This window comes from Brevundimonas terrae (assembly GCF_011761985.1).
Lineage (GTDB): Bacteria > Pseudomonadota > Alphaproteobacteria > Caulobacterales > Caulobacteraceae > Brevundimonas > Brevundimonas terrae.
Genome location: NZ_JAASQT010000004.1, coordinates 75555 through 97839 on the forward strand (window position 1 = coordinate 75555; position 22285 = coordinate 97839).

Genomic DNA, 22285 nt, shown 5'->3' on the forward strand with positions numbered 1-22285 from the left:
TCTCTATGGAATGGCTTGCCGGACTATATGCCACCCAGCCGTTCTGGTTGTGGCTGGGTATCGGGGTGATCTTGCTCGGCATCGAGGCGATGTTCTCGACCGAGTGGCTTTTGTGGCCGGCTGTGGCTGCCGGAGCTACGGCTCTGTTGGCTGCACTGGCCCCCGAACTGGGCTTGAAGATTGAAGGTGCCGTTTTTGCAGCTTTGACGGTTGCTCTAACGCTGGTTTCAAAGCGTCTGGTCAAGCGGGTTAACCCCGGTGACTTGCCAGACATCAATGACGTGAACCTGCGCCTGATCGGTCAGTCTGCACGTGTGGTCGAACCGTTCACTAACGGGGTAGGGCGCGTGTTCATTTCGGGGGCTGAATGGGCTGCCGAAATCCACGGCAGTAACCCTCTGGTTGGCGAAAGCGTTATCGTCGAACGGGTTACAGGAGGACGACTGCAGGTACGCCCGCAGTAGGTCCGTATTCAGGCCTGAGCTCTTGGAACCCGCGCCGCGATCAGCGAGCGCGGGTTTCTTGTACGCCACGGTTGGCCAACGAATCGGCGCGTTCGTTCAGGACGTGTCCCGCATGGCCTTTGACCCAATGCCATTTCACTTCATGGCGATTGCGGGCTTCGTCCAGTCTGCGCCACAGGTCTTCGTTCTTGACGGGCTTCTTGTCGGCGGTCTTCCAACCACGGGCTTTCCAGCCCTTCATCCACTCGGTCACGCCCTGCATCACATATTTGCTGTCAGTGTGCAGATCCACGCGGCACGGGCGTTTGAGCGCCTCCAGTGCCGAAATCGCGGCCAACATTTCCATGCGGTTATTGGTGGTGTCCAACTCACCACCCCACAGTTCTTTTTCGTGCCCGCGTGATTGCAAAATAGCGCCCCAGCCGCCCGGGCCGGGGTTGCCTTTGCAGGCTCCATCGGTGTGGATGATTACGTGATCAATGAGACTCATTGACCGATGACTACAGTGTCCCTTTCCTCAGGGCCATCACTCCGCCTATATGGGCGACAACAATCTATGTTCGGGCTGCGAGAGTCGCGGCCTACCGAGGAGGTTTTTCCATGGGCGCTATGAGCATCTGGCACTGGGCGATCGTTATTGTGGTCGTGCTGGTCCTGTTTGGTGGACGCGGCAAGCTGTCGTCGATCATGGGCGACGCCGCAAAGGGCATCCGTGCTTTCAAGGACGGCATGAAGGAAGACGACAAGGCCAAGGACGAGCCGGTCGGCACCATCACCCGTACCGAAGACAAAGAAAAAAACTGACTTTTTCTGAAAGACGCTGAGTTATGGGTGGTCTAGGCCCCGGTATCGGCGGTTTCGAAATCCTTGTGATCGGAATCGTGGCCCTGCTGGTTGTAGGGCCAAAAGATTTGCCATTATTGATGCGCAGGGTCGGCCAATTCGTTGGCAAGGCCCGCGCCATGGCGAATGAATTCCGCGCCAGTTTCGATGAAATGGCTCGTCAGTCCGAGTTGGACGAACTGCGCAAGGAAGTTCAGGACCTGCGTAGCGGCACCGGCATGTATGCGCTGGGTGCCGATGCGGACAACGCCTTCAAGGATATCCGCAAGGAACTGGAAGCCCCTCTAGGTGCCCCCGCTGCGGACAAGGCCCCCGAAGCTACTGATGAAGCAAATCCGGGTGAAGTGAACTCGGGCGAAGAAAAAGCCGAGCCTCAACTGATCGCAACCGGCGTTGACGAATGGCCCGATCTGGATGCCCAGGCGGCACAGGTCGAGCAATTGCCGCTGGCTGACGCTGCGGCCAAGAAGGATTCCCAATGACCCATCTTGATAGGGACGATGCTGAAATCGAGGCTTCGCGCGCGCCCCTGATGGATCACCTGATCGAACTGCGTAAGCGGTTGATGGTCTGTGTGGTGGCCTTTGTGCTGGCCTTCATCGTGTGTTTTGCGTTTGCCGGTCACATCTATCTGTTTCTGGTCAAACCCTATGCGGCGGCTTTTGCCTTCTTCCAGTCGGTCGGCGCACATGGCGGCGTTTCCCCGCTGGACCTGATCCTCGGTACAGCAGGTCTCAAGCCTCTGCCGACAATCGGGGCCGACGAGGTCAAGCTGATCTATACGGCTCCGCTGGAAATCCTGTTCACCAAGATGAAGCTGGCGGCGCTGGGTGGCGTGTTCATCGCTTTTCCGGTGATTGCCTATCAACTGTACCGTTTCATCGCGCCGGGTCTGTATCGTAACGAGCGCGGGGCTTTTCTGCCGTTTTTGGTGGCGGCACCTGTCCTGTTCGTACTGGGTGCGGCGCTTGTCTACTATGTGATGCTGCCGTTCGTGATGTGGTTCTCGCTGAGCCAAGGCATTTCGGGCGACGGGATCACAGCAGAACTTCTGCCCAAGGTGTCGGATTATCTGAGCCTTGTGACGGCGCTGGTGCTGGCCTTCGGTTTCTGTTTCCAGTTGCCGGTCGTGATGACCCTGATCGGCATGGCGGGCCTGATCTCCAGCGAACTGATGTCCAAGGGGCGTCGTTATGCCATCGTGGCCGTTGTGGTTGTGGCCGCTGTTGTGACGCCGCCGGACCCTGTCAGCCAGTTGATGTTGGCGGTGCCGATGGTGCTGCTCTACGAGATTTCGATCTGGTGCGTCCGCATTATCGAAATGCGCCGCAAGAAGGCCGATCAGGCTGCGGATTCCGCCGCGTAAGCTGTAGGCAATCGGACGGTGGGGCGATAGGACATGTATTCGCAAGAGTGAAAGCTGTCCATGTCTCCCATCGCGCCCGACCGGCACTGGTCCAAGGTTGAACTGCTCCATGAGAGTGTGACCAACCCCAACATCCATATCAAAGGCACGCGCAGCTATTACAGTGATGCGTGGAGCGGGTCGTTCGAGCAGAGCGTCGTCCGCTATCTGTATGGTGATCCCTACAGCCTGTCGGCATGGACGCCCCAATGGCCGATAGACCAGTTGCATATCGGTGACTGTGTCTGCATTGGTGCCGAGGCGGTGATCCTGCTGGGCGGCAATCACACGCACCGCACCGACTGGTTCAGCCTGTACCCGTTCCCCGAGGTTATTCTCGATGCCTATAAGGGCAAGGGCGACACGCACATTATGGATGGGGCGTGGATCGGTATGCGGGCGATGATTATGCCGGGCGTGACCATAGGCGAGGGCGCTATTGTCGCATCGGGGGCCATCGTCACCAAGGATGTGGCCCCCTATACGATTGTAGCGGGAAATCCGGCCGTGCCTGTACGCCAACGGTTCTCCGGCGAGGTTACGCAATCCCTACTGGCACTGGACGTCTATAACTGGCCGCAGGCCAAGTTCGAGGCACTGCGGCCGTTGCTCTGCGCGACGGACATCGAGGCCTTGATAAAGGCCGCCGCTGATTACGAAGCCCGCTGACTAGAATGCGCGGGTCAGGCCGACGTTGAACTGCGTGTAGTCATAGGTGTAACCGCTGGCGATCGGGGTGTTGCTGTAGGTTATTCCGGCGGTGACGGCCCATTCGCGCACAGGCGGACTGATGACCTGTGCGTTGAAATAGCGGGCCTGATGCCAGTCGTCGCCCGTAGCTTTCTGGCCGCCGATGCCCCCTGCAATCAGATAGCGCCAGCCACCGTAATAGCGGCGCATCTGGATCACGGGCATGACTTCCACATAGTCCTCGGGCGAGAAGTAATCGAACTCGCCGGGGTGGCTGGAATGGAAGTAGCGCACACGCATCTGGGCCGACAGACCCCATTCGGGCTTTACGACGTGGACAAAGGTGGCCCGCAGGTGGGTGCGGACATTCTCGCCCGTAAAGTCCTGAACACCGGCCACGAAGGTCAGGTTGTTCCGGTCATTGATGGGCAGGTCCACAGCGCCGCCAACGAAGGTGTAATAGATACCGTCATCGACACCCTGAGGGGTTTCCAGAACTTCGCGCTCGATGAAATATTCCTGCCGGAAGCGGGCATCGTTATGGATGCTGGCGGCCCCTAAGGCCGTATTGCCGTCGGTGCCGGCCATGACCTTCCATGTCCAGTCACCCGTCTTGTCGGCGGCGCGCAGATAGACGCGCTGTTCGTCGCGGCTGTGCTGGCCATTGGGGCTGAAGCTGGCATTCTCGACACGCAGGCCCAGATATTCGTCCGGTCCCTTCCACTTCCAGTCCAGATTGGCCCCGACCTTCAAGACCTCTGTGTCATCGGCATCGGTGGAGTAGAACAGGTCAGCCCCGACAGCGGCGCGCGGCGTAAAGCCTTCGACGGTCCGCTCACGATGTTGCTCGCGGGCGACGTCCTGTGCGGTTTCGACGGTCTGGGCGTGAGCCGATAGGGCGATGGACGAGGTCGCTACCATCAATGCGGCAATGGTCAGACGGATCATTTCGTGTCCCATTTCTTGGTCATGCCCAAAGCTTCAGCGGCATAGCCCCAAACGCTGACGGGCTGCATCAAAAGGCTATAGCCGATGGCATAGAAGAGGAAGCCGCCGAAGTTCTGGCGCACCTTAAGACCCTCTCCGTGGAACATGTTGCGCTGGATGCGGAAGATGAAAAGATTCCACAGTGCAGCCAGTGGCAGCACGGCAAGCGTCATCGGACCGGCGATCCAGAAATGGCCGAACAGTGCCAGAACCAACCCCGGAATGAAGATAAATGTATAGACCAGATCAAGCGGCAAGAAGAACAGGTTCCACCAGATGAACAGGGTGGTCAGGCGCGGCTTGAACAGCAGGCCGGGATAGGCCTTGAAGGCCTCGATCAAACCACGTGACCAGCGTTTGCGCTGCAAGGTGAATTGTTTCAGCGTGGTCGGCACATTGGTAAAGGCCAGCGCATCTTCGGCGTAACCGATGCGGTGACCTTGTTCCAAAAGGGCCCACGAGACGACGATGTCCTCGCCCACACATTCCGGCCAGCCGCCAACACTGTTGAGGGCATCGCGCTGGTACAGCGAGAAAGCGCCCTGAGCGACCAGTGTGCCGTGATACATGGACTGCATTCGTTTGATTGCGGCAATCCCGTGGAAATAATCCCATTCCTGAGCGCGGGTGAGGAAGTTATGGCGCGAGTTTCGCACCATCACCGCACCGGCGACGGCGCGCGTATTGGGCGGATCATTGACGTAGCGTTCCACGATCTGGGTAATGCCGTCTTCGCGAACCCATGAATCTCCGTCAATCGTGGCAACCAGATCGTGGCTGGCCAAGGCCAGGCCTCGGTTCAGAACGGCGGCCTTGCCCGCATTAACCTCGTAATCCAGCACTCGCATGGTGAAGTTGGCGGGGATGGACAGGTCTTCTATGGCTTTATTGGCAATCGCCACGGTGTCGTCAGTCGAACCGTCGTTCAGTACCAGTATTTCCAGAGTGCCCTTATAATTCTGGCGTGACAGACTGGTCAGCGTATCGCGGATAGCAGCCGCCTCGTTATAGGCTGCGACCAGAATGGTTACGGCAGGATATGTGGTCAGGCCTTTGCGGGGAGGGCGACGGTCAAACGCCAAGGTGCTTATGAGGAAGGCATTCATAAAGCCCGGCACATAGGCAATGAAGCTGATTGCAATAAGCGCAAATGGCCAGTTGGTTATATGGGCCAGATCAACCAACCATCGCTGTGAAAGCCAGACGCTAAGCGTCGTCCATGCGATCGCCAGCAGAATGGCGACCGTAAACTTAACGGGAACCGTCAAGTAAAATCGACGATGCGCGCGCGTGGAGGGAAGCTGGGCTTCTCCAACCACAGGCTCAATATTTAGGATGGACGCTTCGTGGGGGGGCGGCGTTTTTTGTTGCATGTTTCCTGACCCAATATGTTGGGGCCTTATCGCGGAAACACCAGAAGCGACGCTTTGGTTGCGGATCAGGGGTAGTTAACATAACAATGTTACAAATTGTTTTGTTTGCTGCGAATGGTTCTCTGTAAGAAGAAGCACTTACAAAAAAGCCCCGAACGATGAACGCTCGGGGCTTCTTGCAATATTACAGCGACTTAGCAGCTATAATACATGTCGAACTCGACCGGGTGAGGGTGCAGTTGCAGACGCGCAACTTCGGTCTGCTTCAGTTCGATGTAGGCGTCGATGAAGTCGTCATCCATGACGCCGCCCTTCTTAAGGAAGGCACGGTCGGCGTCGAGAGCTTCGAGAGCTTCCTTGAGCGAACCGGCGACTTCCGGGATCGAACCGCGCTCTTCCGGCGGCAGATCGTACAGGTTCTTGTCGGCCGGTGCGCCCGGATCGATACGGTTCTCGATCCCGTCGAGGCCTGCCATCAGCAGAGCCACGAAGGTCAGGTACGGGTTGCCCATCGGATCAGGGAAGCGGGCTTCCATGCGCTTGGCTTTTGGCGACGAGACGTGCGGGATGCGGATCGAGGCCGAACGGTTGCTGGCCGAATAGGCCAATTTCACCGGAGCTTCATAGCCCGGCACCAGACGCTTGTACGAGTTGGTGGTCGAGTTGGCGAAGGCGTTGATGGCCTTGGCGTGCTTGATGATGCCGCCGATGTACCACAGGCATTCTTGAGACAGGCCGGCATACTGGTCACCGGCGAACTGGGGCTTGCCGTCTTTCCAGATCGACATGTGGACGTGCATGCCCGAGCCGTTATCGCCGAACATCGGCTTGGCCATGAAGGTGGCCGACTTGCCATAGGCGTGTGCCACGTTGTGGATCACGTATTTGTACAGCTGCATACGGTCAGCCATGGTCAGCAGATCGCTGAACTTCAGGCCCAGCTCGTGCTGTGCAGGGGCGACCTCGTGGTGGTGTTTTTCCGGAGCCATGCCCAGATCGCGCATGACCGCCAGCATTTCGCCGCGCAGGTCCTGACCTGAATCCACAGGGTTCACCGGGAAATAGCCGCCCTTGGTGCGCGGACGGTGACCCAGATTGCCCTCGGCATATTCGGCACCCGTATTGGACGGAAGCTCGCTCGAGTCGAAGCTGTAGCCGGTATTGTGCGACGCGGTGTTCCAGCGCACGTCGTCAAATACGAAGAACTCGGCTTCGGGGCCGAAGAATACCGTATCGCCCACACCCGACGACTGGACGTACGACAGGGCCTTTTGCGCCATCGAACGGCTGTCGCGATTATACGGCTCGGCCGTATCGGGGTTCAGTACGTCGCAGAACAGACACAAGGTCGGCTGTTGGTAGAAGGGATCGACATGGGCGGTGTTCAAGTCCGGCTTCAGCAGCATGTCGGACTCGTTGATCGCCTTCCAGCCCTCGATCGACGAACCGTCGAACATGGTGCCTTCTTCGAGCAGCTCTTCATCGACCATGCCGATGTCGAAGGTTACATGCTGCAGCTTACCGCGCGTGTCGGTGAAGCGCAGGTCAACATACTCGATACCCTTGTCCTTGATCTCTTGCAGGATCTTTTGTGCGGCGCTCATTTCTCGAGGTCCTGATTGTTATGAGGTGTGGGAGGAAACAAAAGAGGCCGCCCCCAAGGGACGGCCGATTACGGTCAGATAGCCTGTGAACCCGTTTCTCCGGTACGAATGCGGATGACGTCTTCCAGTGAGCTAACAAAGATTTTGCCATCGCCGATCTTGCCGGTACGCGCAGCGGTTTGAATGGCTTCGATAACGGATGGCACCAGATCGTCGGCGACAACGATCTCGATTTTGATCTTCGGCAGAAAGTCGATGACGTATTCGGCACCACGATAAAGTTCGGAATGACCTTTTTGGCGACCATATCCCTTGGCCTCCAGTACGGTCATGCCCTGCACGCCAATGTCCTGCAGGGCGTCTTTGACTTCATCCAGCTTGAACGGCTTGATGATGGCTTCGATCTTTTTCATGGCACTTCCGAGCAGGGTCCCCTGATGGCCCTTTGCCCGACCGTCAAAACACATTGCATTGCGTCATAAGGCAAGCTTTTTCGGGTATCTGATACCGTCCGTGATCGGAAAAGCTCACCGAACAGACTGAAATGCCACTATTCAGGCACGTTCATTGTTCGACTAACGCTGCAATGCGTTATCTGTAAGGTCTAGCGATTTCAGGAAGGTGGTGCGGATGAGAGGAATCGAACCTCCACGCCTCGCGGCGCTGGAACCTAAATCCAGTGCGTCTACCAGTTCCGCCACATCCGCATTAGGTCGAGCGAGGCTTTAACCAGTGTCGCCAGATCGCGCAAGCGACGAAATGCTCGGGTCTGCAAATAACAAAAAGGCCCCGGATTTCTCCGGAGCCTTCTTGCACAGGTAAGACCTGAAACGCGGGACGTTAGTGATCGGTATCGACGATACCACGTCCCACATGGCTCTTGCGATAGCCGTACAGGAAGTAGACGACCAGACCGAACGCTGCCCAGATCGGCAGAACCAGTTTCGATTCCGTCGGCAGGTTCAGGTACAGGCCCAGCGTACCGATCATGGCCAGCGGAGCGACAACCCAGACCAGCGGTGTCTTGAACGGGCGATGGCGTTCCGGCTGCTTGATGCGCAGGATCATCACCGACAGAGCCACCATGAAGAAGGCAAACAGCGTACCCGAGTTGGAGATGTCAGCCAGTTTACCGACCGGCAGCAAGGCCGCAAACAGGGCTACAGCCAGACCGGTGATGACCGTCACCACGTGTGGCGTTTTCCACTTGGGGTGAACCTTGGCGAGGAATTCCGGCAGCAGGCCGTCACGCGCCATCACGAAGAAGATGCGGGTTTGACCGAAAAGCATGATCAGGATGACCGAGGGCAGGGCCAGGAAGGCCGCGATACCGATCATGTCACCGACGCGTTCATGGCCAACCGAGCGCAGAACGTGGGCCAGAGCTTCCTTGGAGCAAACCAGCGGTTCGGAACCAGCAGCCATCAGCGACTGGCACTGTGCGGCCATGGCCGCAGAACCGGCATGCAGGATTTCGCCATTTGCACCGGTGACCGGCTGGGAACCAATGGCACCAATGGCACCGGCTGCGACCAGCAGATAGAAGACAGTACAGATCAGCAGCGAACCGATCAGGCCGATCGGAACGTTCTTTTGCGGGTCCTTGGTTTCTTCGGCTGCGGTCGAAACGGCATCGAAACCGACATAGGCGAAGAAGATCGAAGCCGCGGCCCCGACGACGCCCAGACCGGCACCATGGCCATTGCCCATCCAGCCGTTCGGCAGGAAGGGTTCGAAGTTCGCGCCCTTGATGACCGGCAGGGTCAGTACGATGAAGACGGTCAGCGCGGTGACCTTGATGGCCACCAAAACAGCGTTGACGCGCGCGCTCTCGGTCGTACCGATCATCAAAAGAGCGGTAATCAACAATGCAATCAGCGCAGCCGGAAGGTTGATGATACCACCGGCATAGCTGCCGGCTGTGATGGCTAACGGTAGCTCAATCCCCCAACTATTGAGCAAGCCTATAAAGTAGCCGGACCAACCCACCGACACGGCGGACGCCGCCACGGCGTATTCCAGGATCAGGGCCCAACCCACGACCCAGGCCAGCAATTCACCCATCACCGCATAGGTATAGGTGTAGGCAGAGCCCGACACCGGAACCATGGAAGCGATCTCTGAATAGCAAAGCGCCGCCACGGCACAGACCGCAGCGGCGATAACGAAGCTCCACATCATGCCGGGTCCGGCTTTTTGTGCGGCTTCGGATGTCAGCACGAAGATGCCGGTGCCGATAATAGCACCCACTCCGAGCAGGGTTAGCTGGACAGCGCCCAGCGAGCGCGTAAGCGCTTTCTTTTCTGCGGACGCGATAATAGCGTCCAGCGGTTTGATCCGCCACGACATGGAAGTCCCCTCACATATTTTCGTGTCGACGCGTGCCGACCCTCGGGGGGGGACGCTAGACAGGGTTTTTTGTTCACGCAACGCGATTGACGCAATCAAGCCATTTTCGTGACGATTTTGTTCAAGCATTCCTTCGGGCTAGTAACATCTTATGTTGCCTATCCACGCCGTACTGGAATCAATTGTCCATTCTCTGGACGCATCGCCCACACTGGTGCTGGCTGCACCTACGGGGGCGGGCAAGACGACGGTCGTTCCGCTTAGCTTGCTGGGACGGCCATGGTTGGGTGATGGCAAAATCCTGCTGCTGGAGCCCCGCAGACTGGCTGCACGCGCTGCGGCAGACCGAATGTCTGCAACCTTGGGCGAATCAAGTGGCCAGACCGTGGGCTATCGCACGCGCCTTCAGAGCAAGATCGGTCCGAACACCCGCATCGAGGTGATTACCGAAGGTGTGTTCACGCGCATGATTTTGGATGACCCGACGCTGGAGGGTGTTGGCGCGGTCCTGTTCGACGAATTCCACGAACGCAGTCTGGATGCAGATCTGGGCCTCGCACTGGCCCGTGATACCCAAAGCCTGTTGCGTGACGATCTGCGGCTGGTGGTCATGTCGGCGACGCTGGATGTGGCGGGCGTATCGAAACTGTTGGGTGATCCTCCCGTGGTCGAGACCCAAGGACGGATGTTTCCGGTCGAGACCCGTTATCTGGGACGTAATCCTGTCGAGCGTTTCGAGGACGCTATGGCCAAAGCCGTTCTTCAGGCTCTGCATGAGGAAAGTGGCTCCATCCTCGCCTTCTTGCCGGGGCAGGGAGAAATCCACCGGACGGTCCAGCGGTTGAAGGACAAGCTGCGTGACCCGTCTGTTGATGTGGTTGGTCTTTATGGCGCTATGGACAAGGCCGATCAGGACCGTGCCTTGGAGCCAGCACCAGCGGGCCGTCGCAAGGTCGTGCTGGCGACCTCGGTGGCGGAAACCAGCCTGACGATTCAGGGTGTACGGGTTGTCATTGATGGCGGTTTGTCGCGCGTGCCGCGCTTTGAGCCGTCCAGCGGTTTGACGCGGCTTGCAACCGTGAAGGTCAGCCGTTCGTCGGCCGAACAGCGTCAGGGCCGCGCCGGTCGCGTCGAACCGGGTGTCTGTTATCGTCTGTGGGACGAAGAGCAGACGCGCGGATTGGTACAGCACCAAAAGCCCGAGATTCAGGAAGCGGACCTGACAGCGTTCGCGCTCGATCTAGCGCGATGGGGAGCGAAAAGCGCCGAGGGTCTGGCGCTGCTGGACGTGCCGCCTGCCGGTGCTTTTGGCGAGGCGCGCAAGGTTCTGTCCCGACTGGGGGCCTTGGACGCTAAGGGTGACCTGACCAAGCACGGGCAGCGACTGGCGAAAATGCCGTTATCGCCCAGACTGGCGCATATGGTGACTGTAGCCTCCGATCAGGGCGATGCATTGGGCGGTGCAAAGCTTGCGGCCTTGCTGACCGAGCCCGGTTTGGGTGGAACAGCTGTGGATGTAGAAGAGCGTTTTCGCGGCTTGGCCCGAGATCGTTCGCCCCGTGCGCGTGATGCTATGAAGCTGGCCGAGCGCTGGGCGCGTCTGGCGGGTAACGGTTCCGGTGGCGAGGCCGATCATGGCTTGCTGCTGTGTGAGGCCTTCCCCGAACGGATCGCCCGCGCCAAGGGCAAGACGGGAGAATATCTGCTGGCGTCCGGTCGCGGGGCGATGGTCGATGCGGCTGAAAGTCTGTCACAGGAAACTTGGCTGGCCGTAGCCGAACTGGGCGGCGGTGATGTGCGCGACCGCGTGCGGCTGGCGGCAAGGCTGGACGCACGCACACTGGAAACCGATCTGGCGCATCGCATCGAGACAGAAGATCGACTGGTGCGCGAGCCGTCCGGTAGGGCGGTGATGAAGCGTGTTCGCCGTATCGGGGCTGTGGTGTTGGACGAGAAGGTACTGGGCGCGCCGGATCGCAAGATGATGACCAAGGCCCTGAAAGACGAAGTGGATCGGGACGGTCTGGGGCGTCTGAAATGGGGCGAGGTATCCAGCGCATTGCGCGCGCGTCTGGCCTTTGTGCGCGCTCTGGACGATGCGTGGCCGGATGTATCGGATGAAGGCCTGTTTGCACGCCGCGAAGAATGGTTGTGGCCTGCGCTGGACAGCGTGAATGATCTGTCAGCGGTCAGTGATCGCGCGATGGCCGATGGTTTGCGCAATCTGGTCCCGTGGGACTTACAGCGCAAGCTGGATGCATTGGCACCGTCGCGTCTGGAAACCCCCTTGGGCTCTGCGGCTATTGATTACGCAGCCGAGGGTGGGCCGCGTGTTGAAATCCGCGTGCAGGAACTGTTTGGCCTTCAGTCACATCCGATGATCGGTGGCGGGCGTGTGGCTTTGACATTGTCTCTGCTGTCGCCCGCACGACGACCGGTGCAGGTGACGAAAGATTTGCCCGGTTTCTGGGCTGGATCATGGGCCGCTGTGAGGGCTGAAATGCGGGGGCGCTATCCGCGCCATCCGTGGCCTGAAGATCCTGCCAATGCCACGGCGACCAATCGGGTCAAACCGCGCGGGACATGACGGGGTGCAATTTCTTGACCCTGATGGCGTTATGCTGAAAGAAACGCCTCTTCAGCCCGAGGAAATATGTTGTCCGAAGATCAAAATTTGCCGCCCGCCAACTCTAAAGGCCGGGTGCTGTTCGCCAGCCTGATCGGTACGACGATCGAGTTTTACGACTTCTATATCTATGCGACCGCGGCGGTTCTCGTGTTTCCGGCGCTGTTTTTCCCCGGTAGCGATCCGATGACGGCCATGCTGGCCTCGTTTGCGACCTTCTCGATTGCCTTCTTCGCGCGTCCGGTCGGGGCCGTGGTGTTCGGTCACTTTGGTGATCGTGTGGGGCGCAAGGCGACCCTTGTGGCAGCCCTGATGACGATGGGCGTCTCGACCATCCTGATCGGCGTCCTGCCGGTCTATAATCAGGTCGGTGTTCTGGCCCCCATGCTGCTGGCGCTATGTCGTTTCGGGCAAGGCTTGGGCCTTGGCGGAGAATGGGGCGGAGCCGTTCTATTGGCGACCGAGAATGCACCGCCGGGCAAGAAGGCCTGGTACGGAATGTTCCCGCAATTGGGCGCGCCGATAGGCTTTATCCTGTCCACGGCGAGCTTCATCGTTCTGGGGCAGGTTCTGAGCGATAGCGCCTTTATGGCGTGGGGCTGGCGTATTCCGTTTATCGCCAGTGCGCTGTTGGTCATTGTGGGCCTGTGGGTGCGGCTGAAGATCACCGAGACGCCCGAGTTCCAGAAGACCATCGACAGCCAAGAGCGGGTAAAGGCACCCGTCATCACCCTTTTCGCCAACCACAAATGGGCCTTGCTGACGGGGACCTTGGCGGGGATGGCGACCTTTGTGCTGTTCTACCTGATGACGGTGTTTGCACTGGGCTGGGGTACGACCTCGATGGGTTATAGCCGCGAGCAGTTCTTGCCGATCCAGTTGCTAGGTGTGTGCTTCTTCGGCTTGTCCATTCCATTGGCGGCTTTGGCGGCGGACAGGTGGGGGCAGGGGCGTACCCTGCTGGTGACCAGCGTGGCGATTGGCCTGTTTGGTCTGGCTTTGCCTATGCTGTTTGGCGGCGGTCTGGGCGGTATTGTCGCCTTCTTCATCATCGGCTTTGCCCTGATGGGATGCACCTATGGGCCGATTGGAGCAGCGCTGGCGCGGCCATTCCCGACGGCGGTTCGCTATACCGGTGCGTCGATGACATTCAATCTGGCAGGGATTTTGGGCGCGTCGCTGGCACCCTTTGCCGCTACATGGCTGGCCAGCAAATATGGCCTGCCCGCGGTAGGTCTTTATCTGGTCGCTGCGTCGATTTTGACCATTGTAGCCCTGATCGGCATGGGGCGCATAAAAACAGAGGGGGAGGCGTAAAGCCTCCCCCTCATTATTTCCACCGATGTACGGTTTTAAAGGCCGGAGCCGTAAGCGGCGTCTGTGATCGAATAGACCATGATGCCGGTGGCCACGGCCAGATTCAGGCTGTCGGCACGTCCACGCATCGGGATTTTGACGTTCACGTCACAGGTGGCGGCCAGTTCGTCGGTCAGGCCCGCCTGTTCATTGCCCATCAGGATAATGGCCGGATGCTGGACGGGGCTGTCGCGATAGCCGTGGGTGGCATCGAGGCGGGTGCCGATGATGCTGCCCTTCCAGCCCTTGCACCATTTCACGAACTCTTCGCGGCTGGCCTTGGTGATGGATACAGCAAACACAGAACCCATGGTCGCGCGCACGGCCTCGACCGAATAGGGGTCCACACAGTCCCCGATCAGGATCACACCACCGCAGCCGGCGCTATCAGCCGTGCGGATAATGGTGCCCAGATTGCCGGGGTCGCGAACTTGTTCCAAAGCTACCCATACAGGCTTGCTGTCGGGTTGGATGTCTTCAAGCGGGGTATAGACCTGCTCGAAGACACCCAGCACGGTCTGCGGGTTGTCGCGGCGGCTGATCTTTTCGAGAATGGCGTGGGTCACGGTGATGATCTGACCACCGGCCTTGCGAGTTTCAACCTTGGCTTGTTCGAGGATCGGGTGCGGACGGGCATCTTGCCCGACCAGCAACATCACAGGCGCACGGCCCTGATCGAGGGCCTCGCCGATGAATTTCAGACCTTCAGCCAGAAAACGACCCGTGGTTTCGCGCTCTTTGCGCATGTGAAGGGCGCGAACGGCCTTTACGGTGTCATTGGTGAGCGAGGTAATCAGATGATCGCTCATTACAGATTGCTCCAGCGGGCAAAGAAGCTGAGGCCGATAGAACGGGCATCTTTGCCGTCTTCCGACAACGCCAGTTCGCCCCAGTCGATACGTCCGCCACGGTCATGGGTAGCCTCGGCCATCATGTGCGCCAGCGACAAGCCGGAAATACGCGCAGCATAGGCGTTCAGCAGCAGGAAGGAGGCGTCATCCGACAGAAGCGACGCACAATCCTTGAGCAGATCCGGCATGTCCTCAAACAGGCGCCAAACCTCGCCATTGGCACCGCGACCATATTTGGGCGGGTCCAGAATGATGCCGTCATATTTCGAACCACGGCGAACTTCGCGGGCCACAAACTTGCGGGCATCCTCGACCAGCCAGCGGATCGGCTTGTCGGAGAGGCCCGACAGCTCGGCATTTTCGCGGGCATAGTTGACCGACTTTTTGGACGCATCGACGTGCGTCACATGGGCTCCCGCTGCGGCACAGGCCAGCGAGGCCACGCCGGTATAGCCGAACAGGTTCAGAACCTTCGGCTGTTTCAGGGTGCGGATGCGGGCATCCAGCCATTCCCAGTTCGCCGCTTGCTCGGGGAAGAAGGCAAGGTGGCGGAAGGGCGTGAACCGGCCCATAAATTTTACGTCGCGCCATTTCAGCGGGAAGGCGTCGATCGGGCCGTGATGGTCGAAGCGCCAGCGGCCGGAATCTTCTTCCTCCTGCTGGGGATCGAACATGGCTGTGGCCTGTTCAAACTTGTTTTCGTCCTTGGCCGTCCAGAAGCACTGCGGCTCGGGGCGCACGACCGTATAGCGGCCATAGCGTTCAAGCTTGCGACCATTGCCGCTGTCGATCAGCGCGTAATCCGACCAGCCTCGGGTGACGAGGGTTTCGGGTGTAGGGGATAAAACCGGAGCCATGCGCCGCTGATAAGCCGTCAGGCGGCCTCTCGTCCAGCGGTCGCTTCCGAATAGCGTGGTCTGATGATCGGTGTATGCAAGTCCGCCACAGGCACATCGGGCATATGCGGGGTTTTATCCCAAGTGTGTGGCTGGAAGACCAGACGCACCAGGGCATGGAAAAATGCGAGAGTCAGCAAACCCCAATAGAGGGGAGCCAGCGCAAACTCCTTGGCTCCATAGGTCAGGCCGATACGGCGTGTGCCGACGATGCATGTCATCCACGAGGCTATGTAGCCGGTGATCATGACGGCAAAGGCCGAAATCTGGAGTTGAGGAATTTCAAACGACAGAATCCCCAGAAGCGCGATCATGGTGATCGTTGCCAAAGCGTATCCGTGGATAGACGCGGCAACCAGTCCGGCGATCAATGTGGTCAGCATGGCCCACAGACCTTTGAAGCCCAGCCCGGGTTTGAAAAGGTGAACGGCGAGGGTTTGCATGAAACCCTTCAGCCAACGGGTTCTTTGAGGAAGCCAAAGCTTGAACCTGCCGGGCGGTGTTTCCCATGTCGGACTGGAAATTGTGCCCAGTGACCAGCCGTCACGCCAAAGGCGAAAACCCAGATCGGCGTCTTCGGTGACATTATAGGCATCCCAGCCCCCGATGCGACGCAGGGTCTCTACCCGAAAATGGTTACTCGTTCCGCCAAGGGGAAAGGGCAGGCCCAGCCGCGCCATGCCCGGCAAGATGACCTCGAACAGGCCCGCATATTCGGCGGCAAATTGACGATCGAGAATGTCGGAGCTGATCGCAGCCTTGTGCTTGCGGCCTATCCTTAGCGGGGCTTGCAAACAGGCAAGGGGACGCCTTGTATCGGATGGCTCGGCGAGAAAACGAGAAGCGGCCTCTTTTAACTGTGCAGGATCGGGGGAGTCTTCGGCGTCATAGATTGTGAGGAATGTTCCCGAGGCCAGTCCCAGTCCATAGTTCAGAGCGCGAGGTTTGGTTTTAGGGCTACCGGCTGGAACGACCACTACGCTCATCCATGGCGGTAAGCGCAATGAACGGGCCACTGCGATGGTTTCGGTGTCATCAATTTCGAGCAGCAGAAAACATTCCAGCGCATCGGCTGGATAATCAATGAGCGAAAGCCGTTGAACCAGTTGAGGCAAGATCGTAGCCTCGCGATAGAGCGCCGCCATGATTGTGTATCGGGGCCATGTATCAGGCGGAGTGACCGGTTGGGGCTTTGGAGCGCTCAGAAACACCAGTGCCAAACGCCACAGCGCAAAGACGATCAGAACGCCTTGGAACCCCCAGAGTAAAGCGGTGGCCCATTGCGTATTAATCGCGCACCACAGGCCCAATGCGATTGAGAAAGCGCAAAGCCCTATGATCCGAAATGCGATAGTGGCTCCCCTTGCGGCCTCGCAAGCATAGGCCACGCGGGTATGTGTGCTGGGTCGTTTAATCAAACTGCGCATTTCTCCCCCAAGAAAACGCTGTTATTTGATTATTAGATATAAGCTTGACCATACGCAACCTTGGAAAGACCGCGCAATCAGCCCTAGGATGAGCAGGCAGTAGCCGGAGGCCCAAATGACTGACCAAACGCCTAAGGCACGCTCGGTTCGCAAACCGAAGGGCGAAGGCCATGTTCGCCGTGGCGAAATCCTTGCGGCTGCCGAGCTGATTTTCGTCGCAGATGGCTATGAAGGCGCAACTATCCGCAAGATTGCCGACGCCGTAGGCGTGTCATCGACGGCGCTTTATCTGCATTTTCGGGACAAGAGCGAAATCCTGAACGAGATTTGCCAGCACGCGTTCTCGACCTTGCTGATGCGCTGTCAGGAACTGGCTGAGACGGAGAAAGACCCGTTGGTGCGCTTGCGCCGACTGCTGCATAGCTATGTCAGTTTCGGGTTTGAAAACGCCAATGCCTATCGCTTGGCCTTCATGACGCCGGTCGTCCAGATCTATGCGGACGAGCAAGGTTTGGCCCGTGTGGTTGCCGCCGAGCTGTACAGCAGTTTCGAACGCGGCGTCGAACAGGCCTTGCCGTCAGGGCATGAGCCGCAGCGCGCCAAGGTCTTGGCCCAGATTCTATTGGCCAGCACGCATGGGCTGGTCTCGATTGTGATGATGAAGCCGCATGTGGATTGGGCGGATCGCGAAGATCTGATCAACACGCAGCTGGATATCCTGCTCAAGGCACTGGAAACGCAGTGAGCTTGAGTTTGGTTATGCGTGCGGGTTCGACTTTGGCGGTGATGATACTTGTTTGCGCACCGGCGGAAAAATCATGGTCTGCGCCATTGCGGGTGATGTCGCTGGACCAATGCGCCGACCAGTATGTTCTGGCGCTCAGGCCGGATGCCGAGGTACGGCTGTCGCCGCGTGCGGATGATCCTGACGCCTCTTTGCGCGAGGCGGCAAAGGGGCATCGGCGGATAAGGCCTACTCTGGAAGCGGCTGTAGCCTTCAGGCCCGATGTGGTGGTGCGATACTGGGGCGGGGATATGCGTTTGCTGTCTCGACTGGAAGCCGACGGCATCACCGTGGCGACTATCAACGACAGTCAGAATTTTGAAGGTATTCGCCAGAATATCCAGACTGTGTCGAAAGCCTTGCGGGCAAGCGAACGTGGTGATGATCTGATCCGCGATATGGATGCGAAACTGCAAGCCTCGCAGGGGCGCGGGCAGGGACGGAGTGCCACCTATCTGACGGCCAGCGGTTTTACCGCCGGACCCGAAACGCTGATCGACAGTGTGTTGCGGGCGGCGGGGTTCAAAAACGGAACTAGGGCTGCGGGCTATCAGCCTTTGGGCTTGGAGCGCGCTTTGCTTAATCCGCCCCTGCTTTTTGTGCGCGGATTTTTTGAGCAACTGATGGCTGACTGGCGCGGAACAGGGCGCCATCCAGTGTTAAAGGGGCTGATGCAGAAACGAACCGTAGCCGATCTTCCGGCGTCAACACTGACATGTCCGGCATGGTTCGCCGCCGATGCGGTAACGACACTGGCGAAGGTCGATCCATGATCCGTTCATCGGTTTTGATTGCGGTGCTGATTGTCGCGCTGGTTCTGGCCGTCGCTTTTGCTGTCAGTTTTGGCGAAACGGTTCTGGACTTGGCGGCCTATGGACGGGCCTTTACCGATCCATCTTCGGGCGAAGCTGCGGTGTTGTGGCAAATCCGTTTGCCACGCGCATTGTGTGCGCTTTTGGTGGGGGCAGCACTGGGGCTGGCGGGGGCTGTGATGCAGGGGTTGTTGCGTAATCCCTTGGCAGAACCGGGTGTGATTGGCGTATCGGGTACGGCGGCCTGTGCAGCAGCCATGGCGATTATCGCAGGCTTTGCCGCCATTCCAGGCGCTGTCGAAGTGGCGGCATTGGTCGGGGCTGCGCTTGCCGGTGGTCTGCTGGTTGTGGTGGGCGCACGTTTGAAAGCGCCCGAGGCCCTGATCCTGTTTGGTGTTGCCTTGTCCAGCTTCTCGGGTGCGGCCACGGCTTTGATTTTCAACCTCTCGCCATCACCTGTGGCCTCTGCCGAGGTGATGAGCTGGCTGCTGGGTTCTGTGGCCAATCGCAGCTGGTTTGACGTTATGTGGGTCGCCGTGGCGCTGGGCATATCGGCATTTTTTGCGCGTCTGGCCCTGTCGGGTCTTCGTATGCTGACCCTTGGCGAGGATGTTGCCCGCGCGTCGGGGCTTCCCTTGGCGCAACTGCGTGTCTGGGCCTTGTTGGCGGCAGCGGTCGCATCGGGTGCAGCCGTGGCCGTTGCGGGTGTGATCGGCTTTGTGGGTTTGGCAGCACCGCATCTGGTGCGTTCCAGCGTGCGTGGCGATCCGGGGCGTATTCTTTTACCATCGGCCCTGATGGGCGGTCTGATACTGGTGCTGGCCGATCTGGCGACGCGGCTGATCCCGACGGATCAGGAACTGAAACTGGGTGTGTTCACAGCGCTGATTGGTGCGCCTCTGTTTGCCATTATGGCGTGGCGTGCGGCGCGGGAGTGGCGGCTGTGAGCCTGTTGACCCTTCATGAGGCCAGCGTCGAAATCGAACGCAAGCCGGTGCTGCTACAGGCATCGCTGAGTGTCGAGGGCGGCGAAATGGTCGCCATATGCGGGCCCAACGGTGCCGGTAAATCGACATTGCTCAAGCTGGCGGCGGGTTTGCATAAACCCAAGGCGGGCCATGTCGCGATCCATGGACGCGATCTGAAAACCCTTTCATCACACCAGCGTGGTGAAGCCGTAGCCTATCTGGCGCAAGAACGTCTGATTGCGTGGAACCTGCCAGCGATCGAGGTGGCTGCCTTGGGCGGGCTTCATCTGGGCCAGTCCGATATTATGGGCCGCGCTCAACGCGCACTGGACATGGTCGGGGTCGGCCATCTGGCCATGCGTGGCGTAGCGGATATGTCCGGTGGCGAGCGGGCGCGTGTGCTTTTGGCCCGTGCTATGGTGACCGATGCGCCGGTTCTGATTGCCGATGAGCCTGTGGCGGGGCTTGATCCCGACGCGGAGTTGTTGGTTCTGGAACGCCTGCGCGAGCGGGCTGAAGGGCATTCTGCAGTCTTACTCAGTCTGCATGACCTGAGCGCAGCAGCCAAGTTTGCCGACCGCGTTATCGTCGTCGCAGACGGACGTATTGTGGCCGATGCCAAGCCGCTGGACGCGCTGACGCCCGATATTCTGCGCGAACATTTTCGCATTGCGGGACAGTGGATCGAAACAGAAAACGGGCCGCTTTTGGCGACCCGTCGTCTTTAGATCAGGGCTGGTAGGGGCGCGGTCCCGAATAGGGGGGCGTGCCCCGCGCCAGATCGGCCGATGGTGTCAGCGGAGCCGAACCTCCGTTCAGGCGCGCGCGGTAGATCTGCATGTTTTCCATAACCCGCATCATATAGTTGCGCGTCTCTGTGAAGGGCGCACATTCGATGAAGTCGATGGGGTCGACCTGCGCCTGACGTGGATCGCCGCAACGGGCTGTCCATTGGGGCGGACGGGCGGGTCCGGCATTGTAGCCGACGGCGGCCAGAAGCGGTGACTGGCCGAAATTGTTCAGCAACTCGCCCAGATGATAGCTGCCCAGCGTCATATTGGTTTCGGCATCCCACAACTGGTCGTCGCTGAACGAGCGTCCCATGCGTCGTGCCACACCGCGCGCGGTTGCGGGCAGAAGCTGCATCATGCCACGCGCATCGGCATGTGATCGGACCAGAGGATCAAAGCTGGATTCCTGACGGGTGATGGCCAGAGCAAAATCGTTCGGAGCCATGCCCGCGACCTGTTGCGGCAACTGAACCGGATACATGCGTTCGGGCATGACAATGCCGCGACCGCTGGCGGCGCGACCGACCATCATGGCACCGAACTGGTCGCCATTCTGCTTCATCAGATCGAACAGCATGGCCAGATCGACCGGCAGTGGCAGGGTGTCATCAAGGTGATAGGCAAAGACCCGCATCAGGTTCTTTTCGCCCATCTGGCCTAGGATGCGCGTGGCCTTGACCACTTCGTAGCCGTCAAACCGCTGGCGATCCTCGCGGGTCGGGTCCGGTTCGCCCGGCAGGGTCAGGGTCGAGATACCGGCCTTTTCGGCGGCCAGTTGCCCATAGAAGGTCTGCCAGTGCTGGGCACCGGCGGTATAATACTGCTGCGCGGTGGCGGTATCGCCCTGCGCCTCGGCAGCGCGGCCCAGCCAGTATAGCGCACGCCCTTGCGTAATCGGTGTCTGCGAGGTGTTACGCAGCACTTCGAAATGGGCGCTGGCCCGTTGCGGGTCGTTCAGCTTGGTCAGGGCCACCCAACCGGCAAAGAACTCGGCATCGACCTTGCGCTCACCAGAAGGGAAGCCGTGGCCGTTCATGGCGTCATAGGCGGCCTGATTGTTCCCCATACGCAGTGCATCGAGGAAGTAGTTGCGGCGCTCGTTCCACAATGCGCTTTGACCATCCGAATGGTTCGGCGCAGCGGGCAGATAGCGCAGCAGACCAAACGCCTCGGACTGGTGATTGGCGGAGCGCAACAGCTTCACACGTTCCAGCACAACATTAGGATCGGTCGCCTGTGATGGCGACAGTCCGGCAACGATGGCATCGGGCGCATAGGCGGTTCGCAGGGACATGGCCGCAGTGGCGGCGGCCTGTCGTTCTGCGGGTACCATATTGACCATGGCGCGGGTTGCAGGGCCGTGCGGGCCGCTGAGGAGCGTCGTTATGCGTGCCGAATGGTCATCACTGGTCAGCCACGAAGACCAGCGCGACAGAATCAGATCCTGCTCGGCCAGATCAAAGGATTCGGTGCGCCACCAGTTGCGAATCAAGGTCTGCGCCTCGTCGCGACGTCCGGCCTGTTCCAGGGCCGAGGCGAGCGCGATGGCACCTTGTACCGTGGTTGGCTGGGCCTGACCGAAGAAGGCAAGCACCGCATCGCTGCCGGAACCGGAGGCCAGCAAGGCCCGCTCGGCGGCGCTGCGACGTGATTCGGCGCGCGGCCAGCCGTTCAGGTCGGTCTCGGCACGCAAAAGCTCGCTATAGGATAGTTGCTTGTCCGAGGTATCGACCAAGGCCCATTCCACCAGCTTGCGGGCCGTGGGGTCACTGATAGAGGACATGATGGACTGGGTGCCGACCACATCGCGTGCGCGGGCGGCGGCCAGTCCCTGCTGGACCAAAGACATGTCTGCGCTGCTGATATCGCCAGCAGTCGCGGCGCTATAGGCGGCAGGGGCGCTGTTAAGCACGTCTTGAGTCGGGGGGGCCATGACCGCCAGAGCGGCTGCGAGTGTCGTCGCAATCATCAGCTTCTTCGTCCTCATACATCTACTTGTTGCGGTGAAGCCCTAGGCGAAATAACCTCTGGCCCCATAAAGATTTTCGAGCGGCCAATC

Annotated in this window: 20 protein-coding genes, 1 tRNA gene and 1 pseudogene; 11 read left to right on the forward strand and 11 right to left on the reverse strand. The window is 59.3% G+C overall.

What is annotated here, in order from left to right; translation table 11 throughout:
* The first annotated feature begins 5 nt into the window (after nucleotides 1–5).
* Nucleotides 6–464 (forward strand): NfeD family protein, encoded by a 459-nt coding sequence (locus FHS64_RS10620; RefSeq protein ID WP_167178191.1) that lies wholly within the window; start codon nucleotides 6–8, stop codon nucleotides 462–464.
* A gap of 40 nt (nucleotides 465–504) precedes the next feature.
* On the opposite strand, the gene rnhA is transcribed toward FHS64_RS10620, so the two are convergent.
* Nucleotides 505–954, reverse strand: coding sequence for a ribonuclease HI (rnhA, locus tag FHS64_RS10625; RefSeq protein ID WP_167178192.1), 450 nt, complete (start codon nucleotides 952–954; stop codon nucleotides 505–507).
* A 110-nt stretch (nucleotides 955–1064) separates the two neighbouring features.
* Here rnhA and FHS64_RS10630 point away from each other — a divergent pair, with 110 nt between their 5' ends.
* The 4 genes and pseudogenes from FHS64_RS10630 (at nucleotide 1065) to FHS64_RS10645 (ending at nucleotide 3381) form a co-directional block, all read left to right on the forward strand.
* On the forward strand, nucleotides 1065–1268 hold the full coding sequence (locus FHS64_RS10630; protein WP_167178193.1) for a twin-arginine translocase TatA/TatE family subunit: 204 nt from the start codon (nucleotides 1065–1067) through the stop codon (nucleotides 1266–1268).
* 23 nt (nucleotides 1269–1291) lie between these two features.
* A pseudogene (gene tatB, locus FHS64_RS10635) lies at nucleotides 1292–1523 on the forward strand (Sec-independent protein translocase protein TatB); the annotation flags it as partial.
* A gap of 262 nt (nucleotides 1524–1785) precedes the next feature.
* A complete protein-coding gene (gene tatC / locus FHS64_RS10640) occupies nucleotides 1786–2673 on the forward strand; it encodes a twin-arginine translocase subunit TatC (RefSeq protein WP_167178194.1) in 888 nt (295 codons plus the stop codon).
* Between the two features lie 60 nt (nucleotides 2674–2733).
* The gene (locus FHS64_RS10645; protein WP_167178195.1) at nucleotides 2734–3381 is read left to right on the forward strand and encodes a CatB-related O-acetyltransferase; all 648 of its coding nucleotides are present in this window, start codon (nucleotides 2734–2736) and stop codon (nucleotides 3379–3381) included.
* On the opposite strand, the gene FHS64_RS10650 is transcribed toward FHS64_RS10645, so the two are convergent.
* The 6 genes from FHS64_RS10650 to FHS64_RS10675 form a co-directional block, all read right to left on the reverse strand.
* Nucleotides 3382–4350 carry a hypothetical protein gene (locus FHS64_RS10650; protein WP_167178196.1) on the reverse strand — a complete coding sequence of 323 codons (969 nt, stop codon included), beginning with the start codon at nucleotides 4348–4350 and terminating at the stop codon, nucleotides 3382–3384.
* Nucleotides 4347–5657: a glycosyltransferase family 2 protein gene (locus FHS64_RS10655; RefSeq protein ID WP_243862935.1), complete on the reverse strand. Its 1311-nt coding sequence runs from the start codon at nucleotides 5655–5657 to the stop codon at nucleotides 4347–4349. The genes FHS64_RS10650 and FHS64_RS10655 overlap by 4 nt, the downstream gene beginning before the upstream one ends.
* Nucleotides 5658–5956: 299 nt before the next feature.
* Entirely contained in the window at nucleotides 5957–7366 is a 1410-nt protein-coding gene (glnA, locus tag FHS64_RS10660) for a type I glutamate--ammonia ligase (RefSeq protein WP_167178197.1), read from the reverse strand.
* 74 nt (nucleotides 7367–7440) lie between these two features.
* A complete protein-coding gene (locus FHS64_RS10665) occupies nucleotides 7441–7779 on the reverse strand; it encodes a P-II family nitrogen regulator (RefSeq protein ID WP_167178198.1) in 339 nt (112 codons plus the stop codon).
* A 209-nt stretch (nucleotides 7780–7988) separates the two neighbouring features.
* A tRNA-Leu gene (locus FHS64_RS10670) sits at nucleotides 7989–8073 on the reverse strand.
* A 133-nt stretch (nucleotides 8074–8206) separates the two neighbouring features.
* Nucleotides 8207–9715: an amino acid permease gene (locus tag FHS64_RS10675; RefSeq protein ID WP_167178199.1), complete on the reverse strand. Its 1509-nt coding sequence runs from the start codon at nucleotides 9713–9715 to the stop codon at nucleotides 8207–8209.
* Nucleotides 9716–9866: 151 nt separating this feature from the next.
* Between FHS64_RS10675 and hrpB the strand changes: the two genes are divergently transcribed.
* Nucleotides 9867–12302: an ATP-dependent helicase HrpB gene (gene hrpB, locus FHS64_RS10680; RefSeq protein ID WP_167178200.1), complete on the forward strand. Its 2436-nt coding sequence runs from the start codon at nucleotides 9867–9869 to the stop codon at nucleotides 12300–12302.
* 66 nt (nucleotides 12303–12368) lie between these two features.
* Complete coding sequence (locus tag FHS64_RS10685) at nucleotides 12369–13658, forward strand: MFS transporter (protein ID WP_167178201.1); 1290 nt, start codon at nucleotides 12369–12371, stop codon at nucleotides 13656–13658.
* A gap of 35 nt (nucleotides 13659–13693) precedes the next feature.
* On the opposite strand, the gene FHS64_RS10690 is transcribed toward FHS64_RS10685, so the two are convergent.
* The 3 genes from FHS64_RS10690 to FHS64_RS10700 are packed head-to-tail and all read right to left on the reverse strand — an operon-like array spanning nucleotide 13694 to nucleotide 16871.
* Complete coding sequence (locus tag FHS64_RS10690) at nucleotides 13694–14506, reverse strand: TrmH family RNA methyltransferase (protein WP_167178202.1); 813 nt, start codon at nucleotides 14504–14506, stop codon at nucleotides 13694–13696.
* Nucleotides 14506–15405 (reverse strand): RsmD family RNA methyltransferase, encoded by a 900-nt coding sequence (locus tag FHS64_RS10695; protein WP_167178203.1) that lies wholly within the window; start codon nucleotides 15403–15405, stop codon nucleotides 14506–14508. Before FHS64_RS10695 ends, FHS64_RS10690 begins: the two co-directional genes overlap by 1 nt.
* 17 nt (nucleotides 15406–15422) lie before the next feature.
* Nucleotides 15423–16871 (reverse strand): glycosyltransferase family 2 protein, encoded by a 1449-nt coding sequence (locus tag FHS64_RS10700; protein WP_167178204.1) that lies wholly within the window; start codon nucleotides 16869–16871, stop codon nucleotides 15423–15425.
* Between the two features lie 115 nt (nucleotides 16872–16986).
* On the opposite strand from FHS64_RS10700, the gene FHS64_RS10705 reads away from it, so the two are divergent.
* From FHS64_RS10705 to FHS64_RS10720, 4 genes are read left to right on the forward strand one after another with little or no spacing between them, the layout of a single operon-like run.
* Nucleotides 16987–17616 (forward strand): TetR/AcrR family transcriptional regulator, encoded by a 630-nt coding sequence (locus tag FHS64_RS10705; RefSeq protein ID WP_167178205.1) that lies wholly within the window; start codon nucleotides 16987–16989, stop codon nucleotides 17614–17616.
* A gap of 41 nt (nucleotides 17617–17657) precedes the next feature.
* Nucleotides 17658–18428: an ABC transporter substrate-binding protein gene (locus FHS64_RS10710; RefSeq protein ID WP_243862938.1), complete on the forward strand. Its 771-nt coding sequence runs from the start codon at nucleotides 17658–17660 to the stop codon at nucleotides 18426–18428.
* Complete coding sequence (locus tag FHS64_RS10715) at nucleotides 18425–19414, forward strand: FecCD family ABC transporter permease (protein WP_243862939.1); 990 nt, start codon at nucleotides 18425–18427, stop codon at nucleotides 19412–19414. Before FHS64_RS10710 ends, FHS64_RS10715 begins: the two co-directional genes overlap by 4 nt.
* Complete coding sequence (locus FHS64_RS10720) at nucleotides 19411–20163, forward strand: ATP-binding cassette domain-containing protein (RefSeq protein ID WP_167178207.1); 753 nt, start codon at nucleotides 19411–19413, stop codon at nucleotides 20161–20163. The genes FHS64_RS10715 and FHS64_RS10720 overlap by 4 nt, the downstream gene beginning before the upstream one ends.
* Before the next feature lies 1 nt (nucleotide 20164).
* Here FHS64_RS10720 and FHS64_RS10725 read toward each other — a convergent pair whose 3' ends face one another.
* Entirely contained in the window at nucleotides 20165–22213 is a 2049-nt protein-coding gene (locus FHS64_RS10725; protein ID WP_167178208.1) for a lytic transglycosylase domain-containing protein, read from the reverse strand.
* Nucleotides 22214–22285 lie beyond the last annotated feature (72 nt).

Bases quoted from the DNA above. Each gene is read 5' to 3' on its own strand.
- FHS64_RS10620 (WP_167178191.1), top strand. From the start codon at position 6: ATGGAATGGCTTGCCGGACTATATGCCACCCAGCCGTTCTGGTTGTGG.
- rnhA (WP_167178192.1), bottom strand. From the start codon at position 954: ATGAGTCTCATTGATCACGTAATCATCCACACCGATGGAGCCTGCAAA.
- FHS64_RS10630 (WP_167178193.1), top strand. From the start codon at position 1,065: ATGGGCGCTATGAGCATCTGGCACTGGGCGATCGTTATTGTGGTCGTG.
- tatC (WP_167178194.1), top strand. From the start codon at position 1,786: ATGACCCATCTTGATAGGGACGATGCTGAAATCGAGGCTTCGCGCGCG.
- FHS64_RS10645 (WP_167178195.1), top strand. From the start codon at position 2,734: ATGTCTCCCATCGCGCCCGACCGGCACTGGTCCAAGGTTGAACTGCTC.
- FHS64_RS10650 (WP_167178196.1), bottom strand. From the start codon at position 4,350: ATGATCCGTCTGACCATTGCCGCATTGATGGTAGCGACCTCGTCCATC.
- glnA (WP_167178197.1), bottom strand. From the start codon at position 7,366: ATGAGCGCCGCACAAAAGATCCTGCAAGAGATCAAGGACAAGGGTATC.
- FHS64_RS10665 (WP_167178198.1), bottom strand. From the start codon at position 7,779: ATGAAAAAGATCGAAGCCATCATCAAGCCGTTCAAGCTGGATGAAGTC.
- FHS64_RS10675 (WP_167178199.1), bottom strand. From the start codon at position 9,715: ATGTCGTGGCGGATCAAACCGCTGGACGCTATTATCGCGTCCGCAGAA.
- hrpB (WP_167178200.1), top strand. From the start codon at position 9,867: ATGTTGCCTATCCACGCCGTACTGGAATCAATTGTCCATTCTCTGGAC.
- FHS64_RS10685 (WP_167178201.1), top strand. From the start codon at position 12,369: ATGTTGTCCGAAGATCAAAATTTGCCGCCCGCCAACTCTAAAGGCCGG.
- FHS64_RS10690 (WP_167178202.1), bottom strand. From the start codon at position 14,506: ATGAGCGATCATCTGATTACCTCGCTCACCAATGACACCGTAAAGGCC.
- FHS64_RS10695 (WP_167178203.1), bottom strand. From the start codon at position 15,405: ATGGCTCCGGTTTTATCCCCTACACCCGAAACCCTCGTCACCCGAGGC.
- FHS64_RS10700 (WP_167178204.1), bottom strand. From the start codon at position 16,871: ATGCGCAGTTTGATTAAACGACCCAGCACACATACCCGCGTGGCCTAT.
- FHS64_RS10705 (WP_167178205.1), top strand. From the start codon at position 16,987: ATGACTGACCAAACGCCTAAGGCACGCTCGGTTCGCAAACCGAAGGGC.
- FHS64_RS10710 (WP_243862938.1), top strand. From the start codon at position 17,658: ATGATACTTGTTTGCGCACCGGCGGAAAAATCATGGTCTGCGCCATTG.
- FHS64_RS10715 (WP_243862939.1), top strand. From the start codon at position 18,425: ATGATCCGTTCATCGGTTTTGATTGCGGTGCTGATTGTCGCGCTGGTT.
- FHS64_RS10725 (WP_167178208.1), bottom strand. From the start codon at position 22,213: ATGAGGACGAAGAAGCTGATGATTGCGACGACACTCGCAGCCGCTCTG.